The organism is Kitasatospora saccharophila, from assembly GCF_039529925.1.
Lineage (GTDB): Bacteria > Actinomycetota > Actinomycetes > Streptomycetales > Streptomycetaceae > Kitasatospora > Kitasatospora saccharophila.
Genome location: NZ_BAAANS010000051.1, coordinates 38,619 through 59,330 on the forward strand (window position 1 = coordinate 38,619; position 20,712 = coordinate 59,330).

Below are 20,712 nucleotides of genomic sequence, written 5' to 3' on the forward strand. Positions count from 1 at the left end.
GGCCTCCCCGGTGCCCTTGGTACCGCCGGTGTCCTCGCTGCCTTCGGCGTCCCCGGCCGGGCTGGTGTCCTCGCTGCCTTCGGCGTCCCCAGTCTTTCCGATGTCCTCGGTGCCGCCGGTGTCCTCGCGGCCCTCGGCGTCTTCGGTACTCGCAGTCCTCCCGGCGCCGCCGGTCGTGGCCGAGGCCGTCCCGTCCGCCGATAGCGACCAGCCCAGGCCGAGGGCGGCGCCGCGCAGGTCCGGGGGTGCGGCCGGGTCGGCGGAGATCCGGGCCGCGGTGGCCAGGGCGGCGGGGCGCGGCAGGGTGAGGACGGGGGCGGCGTGGCGCAGGGCGTCGCGGGCGGCGGTCGCGGCGCGCAGCCGGGCGTGGTCGACGCCGCTCCCGCCGTGCAGGCCCTCGGCCAGCCACAGGACGCGCCGCAGGGCCGCGTCGACCAGGCGGGCCAGCCGGGGGTCGGCCGCGACGCCGTACACCCGGTCGTGTCGCCACAGGTCCAGGGTGGTGGCCAACACCTGTCCCACCGCGCCGAGTTCGGGGACCCGGCCGACCCGTTCGGTGAGCGTGTCGAGGAGTTCGCCGGTCAGCGCGCCGATTCCGCACAGCACGGCGTCGAACAGCAGCCCGGCCAGCGCGGCCGGGTCGGTGCCCGCGTCCCGGGCCCGCTCGGACAGCGCCACGGCCGCCGCGTCGGACAGCCGCGCCCCGTACGCGCCGGCCTCGATCAGTGCGGCGTCGCGCCGGTGCTGCCAGCCGTTCGGGGACGGCTCCCAGAGTTCGCCGAACACGGCGTCGCCGCCGTCGGTCGGCCCGCTCGCCCGGACGTGTCCGGGCACGTCCAGCACCCGCAGCCGGTGCAGGAAGCGGCTGCGCCGCAGCCCCTCCGGGGTGGTCAGGTCGGCCTTCGCCGGGGAGCCCGACTCGACGCCGCACAGCTCCTGTTCGGCCGCCACGTCGTGCACCAGCGGCGGCGCGGGGGTGTCCGGGTGCAGCCGGCCGAGCCGGTCGCCGGTGCCGGCCTCGACCAGCACCCGCACCAGCGGGTCGGTGTCCGCCGCCTGCCGCCCGCGCCGCTGCCAGGGCAGCGGCTGCTCCAGCGCCTCGCCGACCAGCCCCGAGACCAGGCCGTCCAGCACGTCGGCGCGCGAGCGCGTCCGGTGCCCGCGCATCGCCGCCAGGCCGTCGGCCAGGGTGCGGGCCGCGATCAGGTCGGCCGTCGACACCCGCACCTTCGCCGCCCGCAGCCGCCGCACCACCTCCTCGGTCAGGCCGTCCGCCGCGCCCTGCGGGCCGCGCTCCCACAGCAGTTGGTAGTAGCCGGGGGAGGGCATGCCGGACTGGTAGCCGCCGAACGCGTCCAACTGCCGGAAGGAGTAAGGCACCAGGTGGCTCCCGCCGACCGCGCCCGCCGGCGGACTCGGCACCTCGGGCCAGTCGGGCCCGGCCGCCCCGGACGCCGCCAACTCCCGCAGCGCGGGCGTGTGGAAACCGCCGGTGACCACCAGCACCGGCCCGTCGTCCCGCGCCAGCGCGGCCCGCACCCAGTGCGCCATGTACGCCTCGCGGGCCGCGTCGCCCTCGGCGGCGGCCGCGTCGCCACGCACCAACTCGAAATAGGCGTCCAGCCGTTCGGCCAGGCCCGCCGGGTCCGGGAGCTCGACCAGGCCGTCCCACAGGGTGTCCGGCGAGTCCGTCCCGAACGCCGCGCACAGCCGCTCGGTGGCCTGCGCGTACCGGGCCTCCGCGTCCGCGAACCGGTTGGCCAGCGGGCGCGCCCGGTCGGTGAACGCCGGGTGCCAGGCCGGGAGGTCGACGAAACGCACCTGCGCGCCCGCCGCCCGCCCCTCGGTCAGCGCCACCCACTCCGGGGAGTACGCGCACAGCGGCGCCCAGGAGGTCGCCGTCCGCTCCTCGTCCCGGTAGTGGCTGAACACCGCGACCGGCAGCTCGTGGCCCAGCAGCAGCTCGTCCAGCCGCGGGTTCAGGTCCGCCGGGCCCTCGATCAGCACGTGCGCGGGCCGCAACTCCCCGACGGTGCGGGCCACCAGGGCCGCGCAGGCCGGCGAGTGGTGCCGCACGCCCAGGAACACCGCCTCCGGGCGCGCCGTGATCCGGGTCATCAGTCGGCCAACAGGTGCCGGGCGTCGTACAGTTCGCGCCAGCGGCCGCCCTTGCGGCGGTCCACCTGCTGCTCCAGGAAACGGCGCAGCCGGGCCAGGTCGTCCGGGTTGTCCTTGGCCGCCGTACCGGCCAGGCAGGTCACCAAGTCCGCGGCGCTGCCCGGCTCCTGGCGCAGGAACCAGCCGCGCACCCCCACCGCGTGCGCCACCGACACCGCCTCGGCGGTGCTCAGCACCGCCGAGGACGCGCCCTTGCCGCCGTCCGGCGCGCGCAGCTCGCGGAAGGTCGCCACCAGCACCTCCAACAGGTCCCGGTCCGGGGTCGTCCCGACACCCGAACGGCGCAGCAGCGCCGCCGACTCGGCCTCCACCAGGGCGACTTCGGTGTCGAAGTCGGCGATCGGGAACACCGTCTCGAAGTTGAACCGGCGCTTGAGCGCGGCGCTCATCTCGTTGACGCCCCGGTCCCGGGTGTTCGCGGTGGCGATCACGTTGAACCCCGGGGCGGCGAACACCATGCCGTCCGGGCCGTCCAACTCCGGTACTGCCAGCACCCGTTCGGAGAGCAGCGAGAGCAGGCAGTCCTGCACCTCCAGCGGGCAGCGGGTGATCTCCTCGAACCGGACCACCCGGCCCCGCGCCATGCCCTTCAGCATCGGCGCGGGCACCAGCGAACGCGTCGACGGGCCCTCCGAGACCAGCAGCGCGTAGTTCCAGCCGTACTTGATCTGGTCCTCAGTGGTCGCCGCCCCGCCCTGCACCGTCAGCGTGGACGTGCCGCTCACCGCCGCCGCGATCAGCTCCGACAGCAGCGACTTCGCCGTCCCCGGCTCACCCACCAGCATCAGCCCGCGGTCGGTCGCCAGCGTCACCAGCGCCCGCTCCACCAGCGCCGCGTTCCCCACGAACTTCCGGCTGATCCCGGCCCGTTCGTCCCCCACCACGAAACTCCGCGCCGCCCGCAGGCTCAACTCCCACCCGGGCGGCCGCGGGTCCCCGTCCCGCTCGCGCAGCACCGCCAACTCCTCCGCGAAGCGCACCTCCGCGGGCGGACGCTGCATGTCGGGACGGTCGGCGGTCGAAACGGGCATCGTACGGATCCTCGGGGCAGACGGGCAGACGGGTAAGCGGGCAGGCGGGTAGGCGGACGAGCGGACGGCCGGGCGAGCAGGTGACGGCTGCGGGGGTGATCCTCTCAAGCCCCCGCGCCCCACCCGCGCCCGGGCACCCGCCCGCGGACGGGCCGTCCACCGCACAACCGACCGTAGCCGCCGGCACCGACAGCGCCGCCGGCGGGCGGGACGGGCACCACGACCGGGCGCCCCGCGACGGCCGGTGGCATGTCATGGTTGGGCAACAGTGTGCGAACCGTGCCGTCCGGGGCGGCTAGTTTGGGCGGATGAGCCTATCGATCGACGAGGTGGCCGCCGCCGGTGCGGCCTGGGTGTGGAGGCCGGAGGACGCCGAGGCCGTCACGGACCCGCAGTACACGATCCTGCGACTGCCCGCGTACTACCCCTTCCGCCTCTCGGTGGTCTCCTTCGCCCCGGCCGGCCCGCTGGCCGGGGCGGTGGACGCCGTGCTGGCCCGGGCCCGGACGCTCGGGCCGCCGGTGCTGGACTGGCAGGTGCTGCTCGGCGACCCGGCCGGGCTGGAGGCCGAACTGGTGGCCCGCGGCGGGCGGCTCAAGATCGGTCTGGAGATCCTGGCCGCCGACCTGTCCGGGGGCGCGCCCGAACTGCGGCCGCCGGAGGCGGACGTGCGGCTGAGCTGGGCCACCGACCCCGCGACGGCGCGCGACGCGGCGGTCGTCGAGGTCACCGGCTTCGGCGGCGAACTCCCGCCCGCCGCACGGATCGAGAGGGCGGCGGCCCGGGGCGCGGCGGACGTCCCGGCGGGCCGCGGCGGCAGGCTCGTCGCCCACCTGGACGGCGAACCCGTCGGGACGGGCGGCGTGCAACTGGTCGACGGCGTAGCCCGGTTCACCGGCGGCGTGGTCGTCCCGGCCCACCGGGGCCGCGGCGTGTACCGGGCGCTGCTGGCGGCCCGGCTCTCCTACGCGGTGGCCCACGGCGCGCGGATGGCCCTGGTCAAGGGCAACCCGACGACGTCCGGGCCGATCCTGCAACAGGCCGGGTTCACCGTCCACGGCCAGGAGCCGGTCTACGCGGTGACGTTGTCCTGAGGGGGATCGACCCAGCCTCGCCCCACAGTCCGTCACCGGATCCACCCGTTTTCACAGGACCCGAACAGGAGTGATCTCCGGCGCGCCCGGGAAGCGCCGTGTACGTTCCTGCTGTCGAGGGTGCGGACGAGCGGAACGGGGAACGCGTGCTGATCGCGATGGCGGGCCTGCCCGGGGCGGGGAAGAGCACGGTCGCCGAGGCGCTGGGGCGGCGGCTGGCCGCGCCGGTGGTGTCGGTGGACCCGATCGAGGCGGCGATGCGCCGGGCGGGCGTGGCGCCCGGACAGCCCACCGGGCTGGCCGCGTACGTGGTCGCCGAGGCGGTGGCGGACGGGGTGCTGGCGCTCGGGCAGAACGTGATCGTGGACGCCGTCAACGCGGTGGAGGCGGCCCGCGGGCAGTGGCGGGCGCTGGCGGCCCGGCGCCGGGTGCCGGTGGTGTTCCTGGAGGTGGTGTGCGCGGACCGCGCGGTGCACCGCGGACGGCTGGCCGCCCGCCGGCGGGGCATCGCGGGCTTCCCCGAGCCGGAGTGGGCGGCCGTGGAGCGGCTCCGGGCGGAGTTCGAGCCCTGGCCCGGGGAAGGGGCGGAGGGCTCCCGCCGCCCGGAGCGGCTGGTGCTGGACAGCCTGGACGAGGTGGAGCTGAACGTGTCGACGGCGCTCGGCTTCCTGGGCGCCGTCTCCTGACCGGCGGACTCAGCCGGAGACGGTCAACTCCTCCAGTTCGGCCAGGAGTTCGGAGACGGCGACGGCGGGTAGATCGCCCAGGCGCTGGGGCCGGGCGGCGGGGGAGGACGGGCGCGCGCCCGCGCTGAGGCCCAACCACGCCTCGCGCAGGTGCTGTTCGGGCTGGGCGGTGCGGTTGCGGAGGTCGAGGCCCGGGGAGAGGACCAGGTTCAGGTAGCGGCCGCCGGGCAGCGGTCCGGCCAGCGCGCTGCCGCTGCTCCGCCAGCCCCGGCGGAGCAGGGCGAGCAGGGCCTCGGCGGGCACGTCGCGTCCCTCGAACCGGTGCAGGCGGTCCCCGGCGGCCTCCTGCGGGGTCAACACCAGGACGGGACGGCCGAGTTTCGGGAACGGCTGGAGGATCTCGTAGTCGGCGAACAGCTCGGACCAGGCGCCCAGGGCGTCCCCGAGGTGCAGCGGGTGGGCGAGCCGGACCACCGCGTCCGGGGCGAGCGGGAACGGCCGGTCGTCGAGGTCGGCGAAGGTGCGGTCCTCGGCGATCCGGAAGGGGACGCCGTCGGCGGTCCACAGCAGGCGGCGCACCGGGTGCCACAGCAAGGGGTGCGTCACGAACAGCGTCCGGAACTCCTCGGCGCCCCACGTCCGTTCGGTGACCATCGCGCGCTCCAGATGGGCGAGCAGACCGGCCGCCAGGGCCCGGACGTCCTTCTTCAGCGCGGCGTACCGCCGACGGGCCGCCGCTGCCAGCGCCGGGTCGTCCCCCGCACCCGGGGCGGGCAGCGCGCCCCGGCGCCGGCCCGCGCCGTCCAGCAGGTACGGCTGCAGCTGCTCGTCGAAGTGGACGGTGAACTCCCGTGCGCCGTAGTCGAGTCGGGCCGTCCCGTCGGCGTCCAGGCCCAGACCGGGGACCCGGCGGTCGGCCAGCTGGTCGGGGGTGAGGCCCAGCGCGTCGGCGAGTTCGGCGGCCTGCTCCCCGGCGCGCTCCCGCACCGTCTTGGAGGCGGCCGTCCGGACGAGCCCGTTCAACTGCCGCAGCGCCGCGTCGGTGCCGATCGCGGCCAGCGCGTCCACGGCCTGGGCCGCGCCCCGGCCCGACCAGTCGGCCAGCGCCCGTGCCAGCCGGGCGGCGGTGCCGTCGTCGCCGAACCAGCCCAGCGCGGTGAGCGCCCACCGGGTGTCGGAGGGCGCGCCCTGCCGCCGCCACTCCTCGAACACCCCCTCGCAGAACTCCGCCAGCGACTCGGGCGTGCACACCGCGGCGACCTGCGCCAGCCCCGGGTACGCCCCGTCCGACCCGTCCGGCCCGCCCAGCGACAGCATGGTCAGCACGTGCTCCGCGGCCTGCTCCGGCAGCGCCGGACCGGAGGCCAGCAGCAGCTGCGGCAGCGTGCCGGCCTCCCCCGACAGCCGGTTGTACGGGATCCGGGCGGGCAGCGCGGCCACCAGCGGATCGGTGTCCAGCAGGGCCGCGACGGCCCCCGCCGCCCCCGGCCCGTACCGCCCGTCCGCGGCCGCCGTCAGCGCCCCGGCCCCGGCCCCGGCCGCGACCAGCCGCAGCGCCGTGACGGCCGCCGTCCGCTCCGGGCCCGGCGGCCCGAACGCGTCCGGGACGAGCAGCAGCGCGCCCGCCACCCCGTGCCGGTCGAACCAGGCCCGGCCCTCCGCCCGGGCCAGCGCGCGCGACAGGGCGCGCGCCATCGTCCGGGCCGCCCCCACGCTCAGCACCGGGCGCAGCAGCGAGGCCCCGGTGGCCGGCCACCAGCGGGCCACGTGCTCCACCAGCGGCACCGCCGCCAGGCCGTACTTCGCGAGCACCGGACGCAGCAGGGCCCGCCCGTCGCGGACCTGCCGCGGCCGCCAGGACCGCACGACCGGGGCGAGCTGCTCCCGCGGGCCCTGGAGCAGCACCCGGCACAGGTACCAGAGGTCCTCCTCCTCGCGCACCGCCAGCGCCGCCGCCGCCCAGTCGGTCGGCGCGCCGTCGTCGCCGTCCCCGGCGTCGGCCGCCCGGGCGTCGAACCGGTCGGTGCGCGCCCACTCCTCCCGCTCGCCGTCCCGCCAGCACAGCTCGGGACGGGTGTCGGCGGCCAGGCCGGTGAGCACCTGCGGCTCCGGGCGCCGCCCGCGTCGCCCGCGCCCCCACGGCGGCGCGGTCAGCAGCGCGGGCAGCTCCCCGACCGGCGCGTCCGGGACGGGCGGCCGGGCGGTGGGCCGGGAGCGGACGTACGCGGCCGTCCCGTCGGTGGCGGCCACGGCGTCCAACCGCTCCAGCAGCGCGGGCAGCAGGGCGCCCGCGCCGCGCAACTGCCGGTCGAGCAGCCGCCCGGCGAGCGAGGAGCCGCCGCGCGCCTCGGCCGCCAACAGCCGCGCCGCGCGCACCGGGTAGCGGGCGACGGCGTCGAGCAGCGCCGCTTCGGCCCGCCGGTCCCCGGCGAGCTCCAGCAGGACGCGGAACGCCTCGTCGGTGGGGAAGTGCGCCAGCCGGCCGGACAGCACCAAGACGCTGTGGAAGCTGGTGCGCTCGCGCACCGCGGCGGCCAGCAGCGGCACGCAGCCGGTGCCCAGGCCGTCGGCCAGGGCGGCGATCAGCGCGGGGTCCCACTCGTTCGGAGCGACCCGGGCGTCCAGCCGCCGCACCTGCTCGGGGCGGTCGAGCGAGAGCAGCAGCAGCGAGCGCCGCAGTTCCGCCTCCGGGGCGCCGTGCGGCGGGAGTTCGTCCAGGCAGGCGTCCACCCAGCCCTCGGCCTCCGGGAACAGGAACGCCGTCAGCACCCGCCCCAGCTCGGTGCCCCGCTCCGCCTCCGCCGCCGCCCGGGCCTCCCGGTAGGTCCACCCGTCGGCCAGCGCCACCAACTGGCGGACCCGGTACAGCGCCCGGCACTGCCCCGGCCGGTTCGGATACGGGGCGAACTCCCGCCACCGGGGCCGGAGTTCGCCCGGCATGTGGGTGCCGTCGCCGTAGTCCACGCCGAAGGCCGCGACGGCGGCCCGGACGGCGAACGCCAGCCCGTGCCGGGCCGTCCACGCGCCGACCGGCTCGGTGTCCACCGGGTGCGGGACCCTGGCCCGGATTCCGGGCGGCTGGATCAGCGCGGCCAGGGCGCCCGCGCCGAGCGGGTCGGCCGCACCGTCCAGGTACGCCCGGACGGCCCGGCACAGCCCCGGGTCGCTGCCGGGCGCGGCCAGCACCGCCGCGATCCGGTCCCGCACCAGTTGGATCCACTGCTCCTCGGAGTCGACCGCCCCCGCCCCCGGCCAGTCCACCTCCGGCACCAGGGTGCCGTTCCGGCGCGGCAGCACCTCCCAGCCGTTCCACGCATCCGGCAGGACGAAGAGGTCCTCGTCCGGCAGCACGCCCTCCCCGACCCGCGTCCCCTGCTGCACGACCCGCCCCTTCCGCCCCGCCGCACCGGTGGGCACCACCGCGGTGGCCACCGGCGCACCGTAGCGGGGCCCGCCGACAGTGCGGTGCGGGGCCCGCCGGCAGGGCGGTACGGGGTCGGGCGCGGGGCGGGGCCGGGCGCGGCTCGCCCGGGGTGGCTCGCCCGGGGCGGTTCGGCCGGTACGGCTCACGCGGTGCCGGTCAACTCCGCTAGTTCGGCGAGGAGTTCGCTCGCGGTGGCGGCGTCCAGCTCGGCGAAGGGGCGGGAGTAGGCCGCCCACAGCCGGTACCGGCCAGGGTGGGTGCCCAGCCAGACCTCCCGCAGGGCCTGGTCGGGACCGGAGCTGTCCGGGTCGTTGTGCAGGCCCGGGGCGAGCGCGACGCTCAGCCGCAGGCCGCCCGGGAGGCGCCGGTAGGCGACCCGCCGGAACCCGTTCTGGCCCGGGTCGCTGACCGCCCAGCCGTTCCCGCGCCGGAGCAGGGCCCGCAGCGCCTCGGTCGGGGCGGTGCGCCCCTCGAACCGCTCCAGGCGGTCCGCGGTCAGCTCGTCGGGCGTCAACGCGCCGATCGGGCGGCCGAGTTGCGGGAACGGCTGGATGATCAGGTAGTCGGTGAACAGCTCCGCCCAGGCCGCCAGGTCCGCGCCCAGCAGCGCCGGGTGGGCGAGCCGGACGACCGCGTCCGCGGGCAGTGCGAACGGCTCGTCGCGGACGTCGGCGAAGGTCCCGTCCTCGGCGATCCGGAAGGCGGTCCACCCGCCGCTCCGGCCATCGGTCCGGCCGTCGGTCCGGCTGCTGGACCGACTGTCGGCGTCCGCTCCGCCCGCGTCCGGACCGCCGTTCTCCCCGGCCGTCCACAGCAGCCGGTGGGCGAGCTGCCGGAGCAGCGGGTGCACCAGGAACAGCGACTCGAACTCGGCCGCGCTCCAGGCGCGTTGGCCGGTCATCGCGTTCTCCAGCCGGGAGATCTGCTCGTCCCCGACGGCCCGCAGCTCCTTCTTCAGCACGGCGTAGCGCTTGCGGGCGGCGGGCGCCAGCTCCGGGTCGTCCTTGGCGGTGGGCGCGGGAACGGCCGCCCGGCGCTTGCCCGCCCCGTCCAGCAGGTACGGCCGCAGCTGCGGATCCAGGGCGACGGTGAACGCGCGCGGGCCGTAGTCGAGCCGGGTCGTCCCGTCCGGGTCCAGGCCGAGGTCGGGCACCAGGCGGTCGGCCAACTGGTCCGGCGTCAGGCCCAGTTCGAGGGCGACCTCGGCGATCTTCTCCCGGGCGCGGGCCCGGATCGCGTACTGGCGCACCCGCTGCGCGACGCCGTGCAGCTGCCCCAGCGCGGCGTCCGTGCCGATCGCCGCCAGCACGTCCAGGCCCTCGTTCGCCCACCGGGCGGCCTTCTGGTGCGGCCACCGGCACAGCACCGGGGCCAGCAGGCGCGCGGTGTCGTCGTCGCCGAAGTCGCCGAGCTGGGTCAGCGCCCAGCTCTCCTTGGCGGGCATCCCGGCCAGCCGCCACTCCTGGAACACCGCTCGGCAGAACGCCGCCCACCCGCCGGGCGCGCACTCCCCGGCGACCTGCGCCAGCCCCGGGTACGGGGTGCCGGCCTTCGCCAGCGCCATCATGGCCAGCACCCGCCGCACCGCCACCGGGGGCAGCACCGCCCCCGAACGCAGCACGAGCGGCGGCAGCAGCTCCGCCACCAGCCAGGACGGCGGCCGCGGCAGTCGGGCGGGCAGCGACTCCACCAGCGGATCGGCGGCCAGCACCGCCGCGACGGCCGCCGCCGCCCGCTCCCCGTACCGCTCGGCGGCGGCCGCCGTCACGGCCCCGGCCCCGTGCCGCTCGGCGACCAGCCGGAGCGCCTGCCCGGCGGCGGTGCGGGCCGGGCCCACCGGGCCGACCGCGTCCGGGACGAGCAGCAGCGCGCCCGCCACCCCGTGCCGGGCGAACCACGAACGGGCCGCGCTGCGCACCGACTTGCGGGTGGACAGGCCCTGCGCCATCAGCCGGGCCGCCGCCACGTCCAGCACCGGCAGCAGCAGCGGCGCCAGCTGCGCGGGCCGCAGCCCGACGGCGTGCAGCGCCACGGGCACGGCCGCCGCGCCGTACTTGGCGACCACCGGGCGCAGCACGTCCGCCCCGGGGTTCAGCTCGGGCCGCCACTCCGGCAACAGCGGGGACATCACCTCCACCGGGGCCTGCCAGAGCAGCCGGCAGACGGTCAGCGAGTTCGTGGCCGTGCGGAACGCCTCCGGCCCGACCACGGCCCAGTCGGTGTCGTCAGGGTGGGTGCGCCACTCGTGGGAGTCGAGCGCCTCCGCCATCCACGACTCCCGCTCGCCGTCCTGCCAGTGCAGCGCGGACGACCCGTCGACGGCCACCGCCACCACCTTCGGCCGCCCGGCCGGACGGGGCCGCTCCCACGGCGGGGACGCCAGCACGGCGGGCCACTCCCGCTCCCCGGCCACCGCACCGGCCGGGCCCGCACCGGCCGGGCCCGCGGCGGGCAGCGTGCGCACGAACCCGGCCGCGGCCGGGTCGAGCCGGCCGATCAGCTCCGCCGCGTCCCCGGTGCGGGAGCGCAGCTGCCGCTCCAGCAGGTGGCGCGCGGTCGCCCCGCCGTCCCGGGCGGCCGCCGCCAGCAGGCGCAGCGCGCGCACCGGGTAGCGCTCCACCGCCTGCCACAGCACCGGCGCCACCGACTTGTCGTCCACCCGTCCCAGCAGCGCCTCGAACGCCTCGTCGGAGGGGAACTCCAGGAGCAGCCCGGCCAGTCGGCGCGCCTCGTCACCGCTGTCGAGCCGGCGCAGCGCCCCGGCGAGCAGCGGCACCGCGTCCGTCCCGAGGCCGTCCGCGACGGTCGCCGCCGACTCCGCCGACCAGCTGAACCGGTCCAGCAGCGGCGCCAGCCGGACGGCCTGCGCCCGGCTGCCGAGCGAGGCCGGCAGCAGCGCCCACAGCGGCTCGCGCTGGTGGTGCGGCAGCTCGTCGATCCAGGCGTCCACCCAGCCCTCGGCCTCCGGGAACAGGTACGCGGTGCCCAGCCGCCGCAGGTACCCGCCCGACCGCTCCGCCCCGGCGGCCGCCAGGGCCTCCCGGTGGGCGGGGGCGTCGGCGACCGACAGCAGGTGGCGGGCCCAGCGCAGCACCTTGGTCTGCTCGGCGCCGTAGCCGTACGCGTCGGGGGCCGCCGCCGTCAGGGCCGGCGCCGGGTGGCCGGGCCCGGCCCGCCGGAAGCCGACGTCCAGCGTCGCCAGGGCGGCCCGGACGGCGAACGCCAGCCCGTGCCGCGCCGTCCAGGCGTCCACCAGCAGCGCCCCGCCCGCGTGGTCCGCCGCGTGCAGCGGGGGCAGCACCGCGGCGACGCAGGCCGCGCCCAGTGCGTCCGGGGCGCCGCCCAGGTAGGCCCGGGCCGCCCGGACCAGCTCCCCGTCGGAGTCCGTGGCCGCGCCCACCCGCTCGAACCGCTCCCGGTGCCCGTCGATCAGCGCGTCCTCGGCGGCCACCGCCGCCGGGCCCGGCCACACCGCGGGCGAGGACGCGCCGCCACCGCGCCGCGGCACCACCAGCGCGTGCCAGGCCGCCGGCCACCCGAACGCGTCCTCCCGCTCCGCTCCGCCGACCGGCTCCCCCCGCCGCACCGCGCCTCCCGCACCCGTACCCGTACCCGCGCCCGCACCTGTACCCGCGCCCGCACCTGTACCCGCGCCCGCACCCCGGTGATCGATCACCGCCCCACCCTAGCCAGCCGCCCCGACACCACCGGAACCGGCGGCATCGGGGCGGCAGCTGACGGAGCGTCAGGAAGTGGCTCAGAACGCGGAGGTGTAGGCCAGCAGGAACGGCGCCACCACCGGCGAGCCGCCCGGGTTGAAGCACAGCGGGGCGAGTTTCACCGTGCCCGAGCTGCGCGTCCAGGGCAGGGCGAGCTGGCACCAGCCGGGGCCGCTGCCGTACGCGGTGACCTGCGCGTGGTCGGACGGGACGGCCACACCGGGCATCAGCACCGCGGACGGGACGCCGGTGCTCAGCGTGTTGGTGCCGCCCACCGAGTTGAAGTTCGTCCCGGCCGGCACCGTGCCGTTGTACCAGAGGTACCCGAAGGACTTCGGCGGGAACGCCGGGCCGTGCACCGCCCGCTTGACCGAGTAGCTGAGCGTCCAGGCGGTGTCGTACGGCGTGTTGGTGGAGTCGAAGCAGGCCACCAGGAAGGTCTGCCCGGTGCTCCCCGGGTACCAGGTCGCGACCTTGCAGCGCGCGCCCTGCGCGGCGTCGACCGCGGTGACCTGCACGTCGCCGACCTCGACCGAGGAGCCCAGGCCGGGCAGCCACGCCTTCCACAGGCCGGTCGAGCCGTGGCCGGAGGTGTTCGCCCCGCCCGCGGAGTTGTACTGCGAGAGCAGCGTGCCGGAGGGCAGCGAGTACAGGTAGCCGTAGTCGCCGCCGGGCGGCGGGGGCGTGCCGGTGCTGCTGCTGAACAGCACCGTGAACGGCGAGTTGTCCGGCGCGCCGCCCGGGTTGTAGCAGGCCACCTTGACGTCCAGCCCGGTGCCGGCGGTGCCCCAGCCCTGGATCTGGCACCAGGTGCCGGTGCGGTTGACGGCGGTGGCGTGCGCGACCCCGCCCGGGCCGGCGATCAGCGGGAAGTGCACCGTGTACGTGCCGGTGCCGGTCTGGTCGACCTTGACCGGGTTGGTCGCCGGAGTGGGCCAACTGCCCCACTGGCGCGAGGGGTCGGGGACGTAGCCGGGCGGCGGCGTCGGGTTGTCCAGGTAGGCGAAGCCCCACCGGTCGGGCACCGCGGCGTGCGCCGGGGCGGCCGCCGGAACGGCCACCGCCAGCAGGGCGGCCAGCAGGGCCAGGACGAGCGGGACGAGGCGGAGGGAGCCGCGCACGGGCGCGGCGGGACGGACGGGCATGGGCGTTGACCCCCAGGGTGGTGAGGACGGGTGCCGACTGCGTGCGGGACGTGCGCTGGTGACTCCCGTCCGGTGCGCACCGGTCGGCCGGACGCGGACCGGTCGGCGGTGTGCCGGGGCCGGGCCCGTGGTGGGCCGGGTCTGCGAGGTGCCGGGGTCTGCGAGGTGCCGGGGCTTGCGAGGTGCCGGAGCCGGACGGGTCGAACGGTTCGGAACGGGTCGAACGGTTCGGAGCGGGGAGCCCGACGTCACCGCGGGAGCGCCGCGGTGCGCGGTGGAACCCGGGCGCGGTCACGGAACCCGGGCGCCCGGTGCTGTCCTCGACGCCGGCTGCCACGGCGTCCGGCCGCGGGGCGGCCACCGCCGCCGCGCCCGGCCCGGCGGCGACTACATGCTAGGAGCGGCGGACCCCGGCCGCCCAGCCCCCCGGCGCGCCCGGTCCCGGCCGATCCCGGGCCCGCCCCACGGGGCCCGCCACCCCGTCCCGCCCCAGCACCCACCCGCCCTCACCACCGGCCGCCCCACCCGTCGCGTTCCGCCCCGGCAGACCGCCGGGGCCGCGCGGGCGAGGTGGCCGGAACCGTGCGCCCGGCCCGCCCGCAGCCGGGCTCAGGGGGAGGTCAACTCCTCCAGTTCGGACAGCAGTTCGGACGCGGTCAGGGCGTCCAGTTCGCCGAGCCGGACGAGGGTGCGGCCGGTGCGCCAGTGGTCGTCCGGATCAGTGTCGAGCCGCACGGCCGTGAAGGTCTGGTCGCCGAGGTGGGCGACGGCGCCGACCATGATGCCCGGGTCGAGTTCGAGCACCAGGTGGCGGCCGTCCGGCAGCGGCTTGTGGAACCAGAACTCCAGGCCCGCGTCCTGCGGTTCGCCGCGCCGCCAGCCGCGCTTGGTCATCCCGAGCAGCCGCCCGACCGGGACGGTGTGCCCCTCGAACCGGTGCAGCCGGCTCCCGGCCGCCTCCTGCTCGGTGAACCTCCTCACCGTGCGCCCGAGTTGCGGGAAGGGTTGGATGATCTCGTAGTCCGCGAACAGCTCGGCCCAGGCGGCGAGGTCCGCGGCCGTGAGGTGCAGCGGGTGGGCGAGTCGGACGACCGCGCCCGGGGGCAGCGCGAACGGCCCGTCGTGGACGTCGGCGTAGCTGCGGTCCTCGGCGACCCGGAACGCAGTGCCGTCGGCCGTCCAGACCAGTCGGCGCACCAGGTGTCCGAGCAGCGGGTGCTCGACGAACAGCGTGGTGAACTCCTCGGCGCTCCAGGTGCGCTCGGCGACCATCGCGGCCTCCAGCCGGGCGCTCTGGTCGGCGGCCAGGGCGCGGACGTCCTTCTTCAGCGCGGCGAACCGCTCGCGTTCGGCGGGGGCGAGTTCCGGATCGTCCTTGACACCGGGCGCGGGCAGGTCCTTGCGGCGCTTGCCGTCGGCGTCCTTCACGTACGGGCGCAGCTGCTCGTCGAAGCCGACGGTGAACGTCCGGCTACCGTAGTCGATCACCGTGCTGCCGTCCGGCTCCAGGCCGAGGTCGGGCACCAGCCGGTCGCCGAGCTGCTCGGCGGTCAGGCCCAGGCCCTCCGCCACCTCGGCGATCTTCTCCTGCGCCCGGGCCTTCAATGCCTTGAACCTCACCCGCTGCGCGATCCCGTGCAGGTGCAGCAGTGCGGCGTCGGTGCCGATCGCGGCCAGCACGTCCAGCCCCTCCACCGCCCGCTGGTGCGTGCCCTGCCCCGGCCACTCGCGCACCACCGGCGTCAGCAGGCGCACCGTCGCGTCATCACCCAGCACCCCCAGCGCGTGCAGCGCCCAACTGCCCGAGGCCGGCAGCCCGCTCTGCTGCCACTCCTCGAACAGCGCCCAGCCGAACGCCGCCAGGGTGTCGGCCCGCAGCGCCGGGGCGACCAGCGCCAGCCCCGGGTACGGCTCGCGGAGCCTGCCCAGTTGCAGCACGGTCAGCAGGTTCCGCACCGCCGACTCCGGCAGCGCACCGCCCCCGTCCGCCAGCAGCACCTGCGGCAGGGCCTCGACGCGCAGCCAGTCCGGGAACGCGGGCAGCTTCGCGGGCAGCGCCGCCTCCAGCGGATCCGCCGCCAGCAGCCCCGCGACCACCTCCGCGACCCGCTCGCCGTAGCGCTCGGCGACCGCCGCCGTCAGCACCTCCGCCCCCTGCCGGGCGGCCACCAGCCGCAGCGCGTGCTCGGCCGCGGCCCGCTCCCGACCGGCCTTGCCGACCGCCGCCGGAACCAGCAGCAGCGCCCCCGCCACCCCGTGCCGGGCGAACCACGAACGGGCCACCGGCTGAACGGACTTGAGCCGTACCAGGGCGTCCGCCATCACGCCCGCCACGGTCGCGTCCCGTACCGGCAGCAGCACCGGCGCGGTCTGGGCCGGATCGCTCAGCGCCGCGCCGTGCAACAACGTCAGCGCGGCGGTGCCGTACTTCGCCAGCACCGGCATCAGCGACTCGCCCGCACCCGCCAGGAGTTGGGGGTGCCAGGACTCCAGGTACGGGGCCATGACCTCGGCCGGGCCCTTCAGCAGGACCTGGCAGCGGTCCCAGAACGAGCCGCTGATCTCGGCCCGGTTCGCCTGCCTGGCCCAGTCGGTGTCCGGCGGGAACTCCCGGCGGTACCCGGACCCGTCCGCGAACTGCTCCAACTCTCCTTCCAGCCAATGCAGTTCCGGGGCGTCGTCGGCGCTGATGCCGGTCAGCACCACCGGGCCGCGAGCGGTGCGCCGGCGCTCCCACGGTGGGTCGGCCAGCAGCGCGGGCAGTCGCTCGGACGGGGCCTCGGGCAGCGGTTCCCGGGCGCCGTCCAACGACAGCACGAACGCGGCGCTCTCCACGTCCAGCCGGGGCAGGATCTCCGGCAGCCGCGAACGCAGCTTCGCCACGTGCCCGTTGAGCAACTGCCGGGCCGCCCGGCCGTCGGCGCCCGACCGCCGCGCGGCCGCCGCCAGCAGGCGCACCGCCCGCACCGGGTAGCGCTCCACCGCGGTCCGCAGCACCAGCCGGACGTGCTTGTCGGCGATCCGGTCGACCAGCCCGGCCATCGCCTCGTCGGTCGGGAACTCGGTCAGGTACTCGGCGTACCGGCGCATCGCCTCGCCCTCCACCTGCCAGTCCAGCGTGCCCGCCAACAGCCGCCCGGCGGTCGGCCCCGTCCCGTCGGTGAGGGTGGCCACCACCTGGGGATCCCAGTGCAGGTACGACCTGATGTCGGTCGCCCCGAACCGCTCCACCTGCTCCGCGCCGCCGAGCGCGCACAGCAGCAGCGTGCGCAGCACCGGACCGCCCCGCGGCCCGTACGCCGGAGCCTCGGCCAGGCACTCGTCCACCCAGTCCGTCCGCTCCGGCACCAGGTACGCGGTCACCGCCCGGCGCAGCGGCGTGGTGGTCCGCAGCTGCGCCAACTCCGCCACCACGGAAGCGTATTCGGGCCCGTCGGCAGCGGCCAGGGCCCGTCGGGCGACTGCCAGCAGCCGGAAGTGGTGTGCCATCGAGTGGTAGCCCGGAGCTTCCAGGTCCAGCGCGCTCACCCTGGCGCGCCACTGGTCCGGCAGCGCCCGGACGGTGTCCACCTCCAGGGACGCCAGGGCGGTCCGCACCGCCGTGCCCAGGCCGAAGCGTGCCCGCCAGCCCTCGAACTCCCGCTCCAGCCAGTCCCGCGGGCCCGGTCGCCAGACCATCGCGGTGACGGTCGCCAGACCCGCCGCGTCCGGCGCCCCGCCCAGGTACGCCCGGACGGCGGCCACCGGCCCCGGCTCGGACTCCGGGGCGGTCAGCACCCGTTCGATCGCCTCGCCCTGCTCGGCCACCCGCCGGGCCTCCAGCTCGGCCACCTCCGCCGCGTCCACCACCGGCCACCCCGCGGGCAGCGGCACTGGCACCCCGTCCCGGCGGCGCGGCACCACCCACCCGCGCCACTTCTCGGGCAGCGTGAAGGCGTCCTCGTCCGGGAGCGCGGCGGGCACGGCGGTCGCGGTGGGCCCGGCGGGCGCGGCGGGCGCGGCGGGGGCAACAGGCACGCCGGGCTCGGCGGCGCCCCCGCCCACCGCGGCGCCCCCGCCCACCGCGGCGCCCTCGCCCACCGCCAGGTACCCCTTGCGCTCCTTCTCCGCGACCAGCTTCGCCAGGTGCGCCCCGGCCGCCGCCGCATCGGCCAGCTCCTTGACCTGGAGCCGCCCCTCGGAGCCGATCCGCCCGTACCGCACCCGCACCGAGGCCCCCTCCGCCCCGGCCTCCCAGAACTTCGCCGAACCGCCGCCGACCAGCTCCCAGCGCCGCACTAGCCCCTCCAGGCCCACCGGTCGGCCACGAACCGGCCGACCACCTGGGGAGACCCTAGCCAGCGGCCAGGACAGGCGGCGGCGGGCACCCTCCGGCCCGCCCCGACGACCCTCCCGAACGGGCCCGGACCGGTCACCGCGAGCTGGTAGCTTTCGGGGCGGGCCGGCCCGTGGCAGAACTCCCGGGCCCGGTCGGGGAGACCGGGGAGGCAGAGGTGGCCGAGGTGCGGGTGCTCGCCGGGCGGTACCGCCTGGACGAGCTGATCGGGCGCGGCGGGATGGGCCAGGTCTGGCACGGCTGGGACGTCACGCTGCACCGCCGGGTCGCCGTCAAGCTGCTGCACGACGACCAGCCGCACGACCCCCGGGCGGCCGGGCGCTTCCTCAACGAGGCGCGGCTGTCCGCCGGTCTCGCGCACCCCGGGATCGTCACCGTCCACGACCTGGACCGGGAGCCGGACGGGACGGTCTACCTGGTGATGGAACTGCTCACCGGCACCGACCTCGCGGTCCGACTGCGCCGGGACGGGCCGCCGCCGGTCGCCGAGGCGCTGGACTGGATGCTGCAACTCTGCGACGCGCTCGCCTTCGCGCACACCGCCAAGGTCATCCACCGCGACCTGAAGCCCGCCAACCTGTTCCTCGCCCCGAACGGGAGGCTGAAGGTCCTCGACTTCGGCATCGCCAAGTACGCCGAGGGCTTCAGCGACTCGCACAGCCGGGTGATGGGCACCACGGCGTACATGCCGCCCGAGCGCTTCCACGGCCGCTCCGGCGACCACCGGGGCGACCTGTACTCGCTGGGCTGCGTGCTCTTCGAATTCCTCACCGGACGACCGCCGTTCGGCACCGGGGCACCCGCCGCCCTGATGATGCGCCACCTCACCGAACCGGCCCGCCCGGCCGGGCCGGAGGCTCCCGGGCCGGTCCCCCCGGAGCTCGACCGGCTGGTCCTCGACCTGCTCGCCAAGGAGCCCGGGGACCGGCCCCGCTCCGCCGCCGAGGTCACCGCGCGCCTCCGCCCGCTGTCCGCCGCCCCGGCCGCCCCGGTCCGCACCCCCACCGAGCGGGACGCGCCCCGACTCCGCACGCCCACCGCCCCCGTGACACTGCTTGACCCCCCGGCGCACCGCCCCGGGCCGGGGCAGGACGAGTACGCGGACCGGATCCGCTCCTCGGCCGCCGGCGGCCGACTGCCGCTACTGCTGAGGGAGTTGGCCCGTGGCGGGGCCGAGTACCGCAGCGACCCCTGGATCGCCGCCGCCGCCCGGGCCTGGCCCGCCGCCGAACTCGCCGCCCTGCTCGGCGCGTACGACACCGCCGGACGCGCCGACCTCGCCGACCGACTCGCCACACTCGCGGCGACACGGCGCGACCCCGCCGAACTCCCCGCCCTGTTCGCCGGAATGAGCGAAGCCGGGCAGCGCGACCGGCTCCACGCCCTGTCGGCCCGGTTCGGCACCACCCGCACCGAGCAGCCCGCGCCACCCGTCCCCGCCCCCGCGTCCGTACCCGCCTCCCGCCCCGGGCCGGTGTCCGGCTCCGGCCGGGTGCCGGGCGCCGACGCGGGGGAGACGGAGTACGCGGAGTGGATCCGTGCCCTGGACGCCGCCGGTCGACTCGCCGGGCCGGAGCGGGAGTTGGCGCACCTGATCCGCAGCCGGCAGTCCGACGCCTGGGTGGCGGCGGCGGCCCGGGCCTGGCCGGCGGAGCGGATCGGCGAGCTGCTCGCCCTGTACCAGAGCGGCGGTCGGAACGACCTGGCCAGCCGGATCGTCCGTAGCGTCCCGGAGCACCGCGACCCCACCGAACTCCCCGCCGTGCTCTCCGGGTTGCGTACCGCCGGGCAGGACCAACGGATCGTCATGCTGCTCAGCGCGGCCCGACGGCGCGGCGCCCGCTACGTCGGCGCGGCCCGGGCCGCCCTCGCCGTCGCCGGGGAGGGCCCGCTCGCCGAAGCCCTGGGCCGGACCCGGGAGATCGGCCGGCCCGACCCACTGGAGTCGGTGCTGTACCCGGACCTGTACCCGGCGGCGAAGCAACGCCCCGTGACCCCGGCCCCGACCCCGACCCCGGCCCCGGTGGCGAAGCAGCCCCGCGCTGCGGGCCGACTCGACCTCCCGGCGCAGGCCAAGGGGGCCCACCGCCCGGGGAAGGCCGAACAGGCCGACCGGATCAGCTCCTTGGCGGCGGAGGGCAGGCTTCCGGGCTTCCGGGAGATCGCGGACTTCCTCGGTGACGACGGCCTGGCATCCCCGGCCTGGGTGGACACGGTGGCCCGGACCTGGCCGGCGGAGCGGCTCGGCGAGCTGTTCGCCAAGTACGACCGGTCGGGGCAGGGCCGAGTCGCCGACAGGATCCTCCGGCACCTGCTGGTGCGCCGGGAGCCCGCCGAACTGCCCGCCCTGGTCGCCGGCCTGCGGGCGGCCCACCAGTACGAGCGGCTGTACGCGCTGCTCGACGGGGTCCGCGGGCAGCTCCCGGCGGACCGGGCCGCGCTGCTGGCCGCACTCGACGGGGCCGGGGAGCACACGATCACCGTCGCCCTGCGCACCGGCGGGGAACGGGCGTTGCGGGCGGCGGTGCAAGCGCCCGCAACGCAGCCCCGGACCCCCGCCGGGCGCGCCCCCGGCCAGGACGCCACGGAGGTGGAGTACGTGCGGTGGATCCGGAGCCGGCACGCTGCCGGTGAACTCCCGCCCCCCGAAAGGATGCTGGCCCGCCACGGCTACGGTTACGAGTCCGCCGCCTGGGCGAGCGCGGTGGCCCAGGCCTGGCCCGCGGAGCAACTCGCGGAGCTGCTCGCCGTCTACCGGCGGACGGGTCGGAGCCGTCTCGCCGGCAAGATCGCCCGCCGCTTCGTGGAGCAGCGCGGCGGCACCGACGAGCACGCCCTCGTCGTCAGGGCCCTGCGGCAAGCCGGACAGCACGTCCTGCTCGACATGATGCGGGCCGTGTACGAGGCCGGGCGGGGCAGCCGGATCGCCCCGGGAGCCGAACCCGGGTCCTTCACCGCCCGCCCGCCGATCACCGGGGACGAGATCCGGTAGCCCCGTAGCCCCCTAGGGCTCGTATTCTGTTGTGATCATTCTGGGAAGTTGCCCTCGCGGCGCGGCCTGATCCGGTAGACCGTGTTCCGTGACGCGAGTGCAACTTT

9 protein-coding genes are annotated in these 20,712 nt (G+C 77.2%); 3 read left to right on the forward strand and 6 right to left on the reverse strand.

Annotated features, from left to right (window positions below):
- Both ABD345_RS30115 and ABD345_RS30120 read right to left on the reverse strand, forming a co-directional pair.
- On the reverse strand, nt 1-2,118 hold a 2,118-nt coding region (locus ABD345_RS30115), incomplete at its 3' end, for a DUF5682 family protein (protein ID WP_344556699.1).
- Entirely contained in the window at nt 2,118-3,209 is a 1,092-nt protein-coding gene (locus tag ABD345_RS30120; protein ID WP_344556700.1) for an ATP-binding protein, read from the reverse strand. The genes ABD345_RS30120 and ABD345_RS30115, both read right to left, overlap by 1 nt.
- Before the next feature lie 308 nt (nt 3,210-3,517).
- Here ABD345_RS30120 and ABD345_RS30125 point away from each other — a divergent pair, with 308 nt between their 5' ends.
- A complete protein-coding gene (locus tag ABD345_RS30125; protein WP_344556701.1) occupies nt 3,518-4,303 on the forward strand; it encodes a GNAT family N-acetyltransferase in 786 nt (261 codons plus the stop codon).
- Between the two features lie 98 nt (nt 4,304-4,401).
- Nucleotides 4,402-4,989, forward strand: a complete 588-nt coding sequence (locus ABD345_RS30130) for a P-loop nucleotide/nucleoside kinase family protein (protein ID WP_344556702.1) — start codon at nt 4,402-4,404, stop codon at nt 4,987-4,989.
- A 9-nt stretch (nt 4,990-4,998) separates the two neighbouring features.
- Here the strand turns inward: ABD345_RS30130 and ABD345_RS30135 are convergent, their stop codons facing one another.
- From ABD345_RS30135 to ABD345_RS30150, 4 genes are all read right to left on the reverse strand, one after another.
- Complete coding sequence (locus ABD345_RS30135; RefSeq protein ID WP_344556703.1) at nt 4,999-8,421, reverse strand: DUF4132 domain-containing protein; 3,423 nt, start codon at nt 8,419-8,421, stop codon at nt 4,999-5,001.
- 134 nt (nt 8,422-8,555) lie between these two features.
- Entirely contained in the window at nt 8,556-11,999 is a 3,444-nt protein-coding gene (locus tag ABD345_RS30140) for a DUF4132 domain-containing protein (RefSeq protein ID WP_344556705.1), read from the reverse strand.
- Between the two features lie 171 nt (nt 12,000-12,170).
- Nucleotides 12,171-13,277, reverse strand: coding sequence for a hypothetical protein (locus tag ABD345_RS30145; protein ID WP_344556708.1), 1,107 nt, complete (start codon nt 13,275-13,277; stop codon nt 12,171-12,173).
- Between the two features lie 609 nt (nt 13,278-13,886).
- A complete protein-coding gene (locus ABD345_RS30150; protein WP_344556709.1) occupies nt 13,887-17,555 on the reverse strand; it encodes a DUF4132 domain-containing protein in 3,669 nt (1,222 codons plus the stop codon).
- Nucleotides 17,556-17,725: 170 nt separating this feature from the next.
- Here ABD345_RS30150 and ABD345_RS30155 point away from each other — a divergent pair, with 170 nt between their 5' ends.
- Nucleotides 17,726-20,605 (forward strand): serine/threonine-protein kinase, encoded by a 2,880-nt coding sequence (locus ABD345_RS30155; RefSeq protein ID WP_344556711.1) that lies wholly within the window; start codon nt 17,726-17,728, stop codon nt 20,603-20,605.
- Nucleotides 20,606-20,712 lie beyond the last annotated feature (107 nt).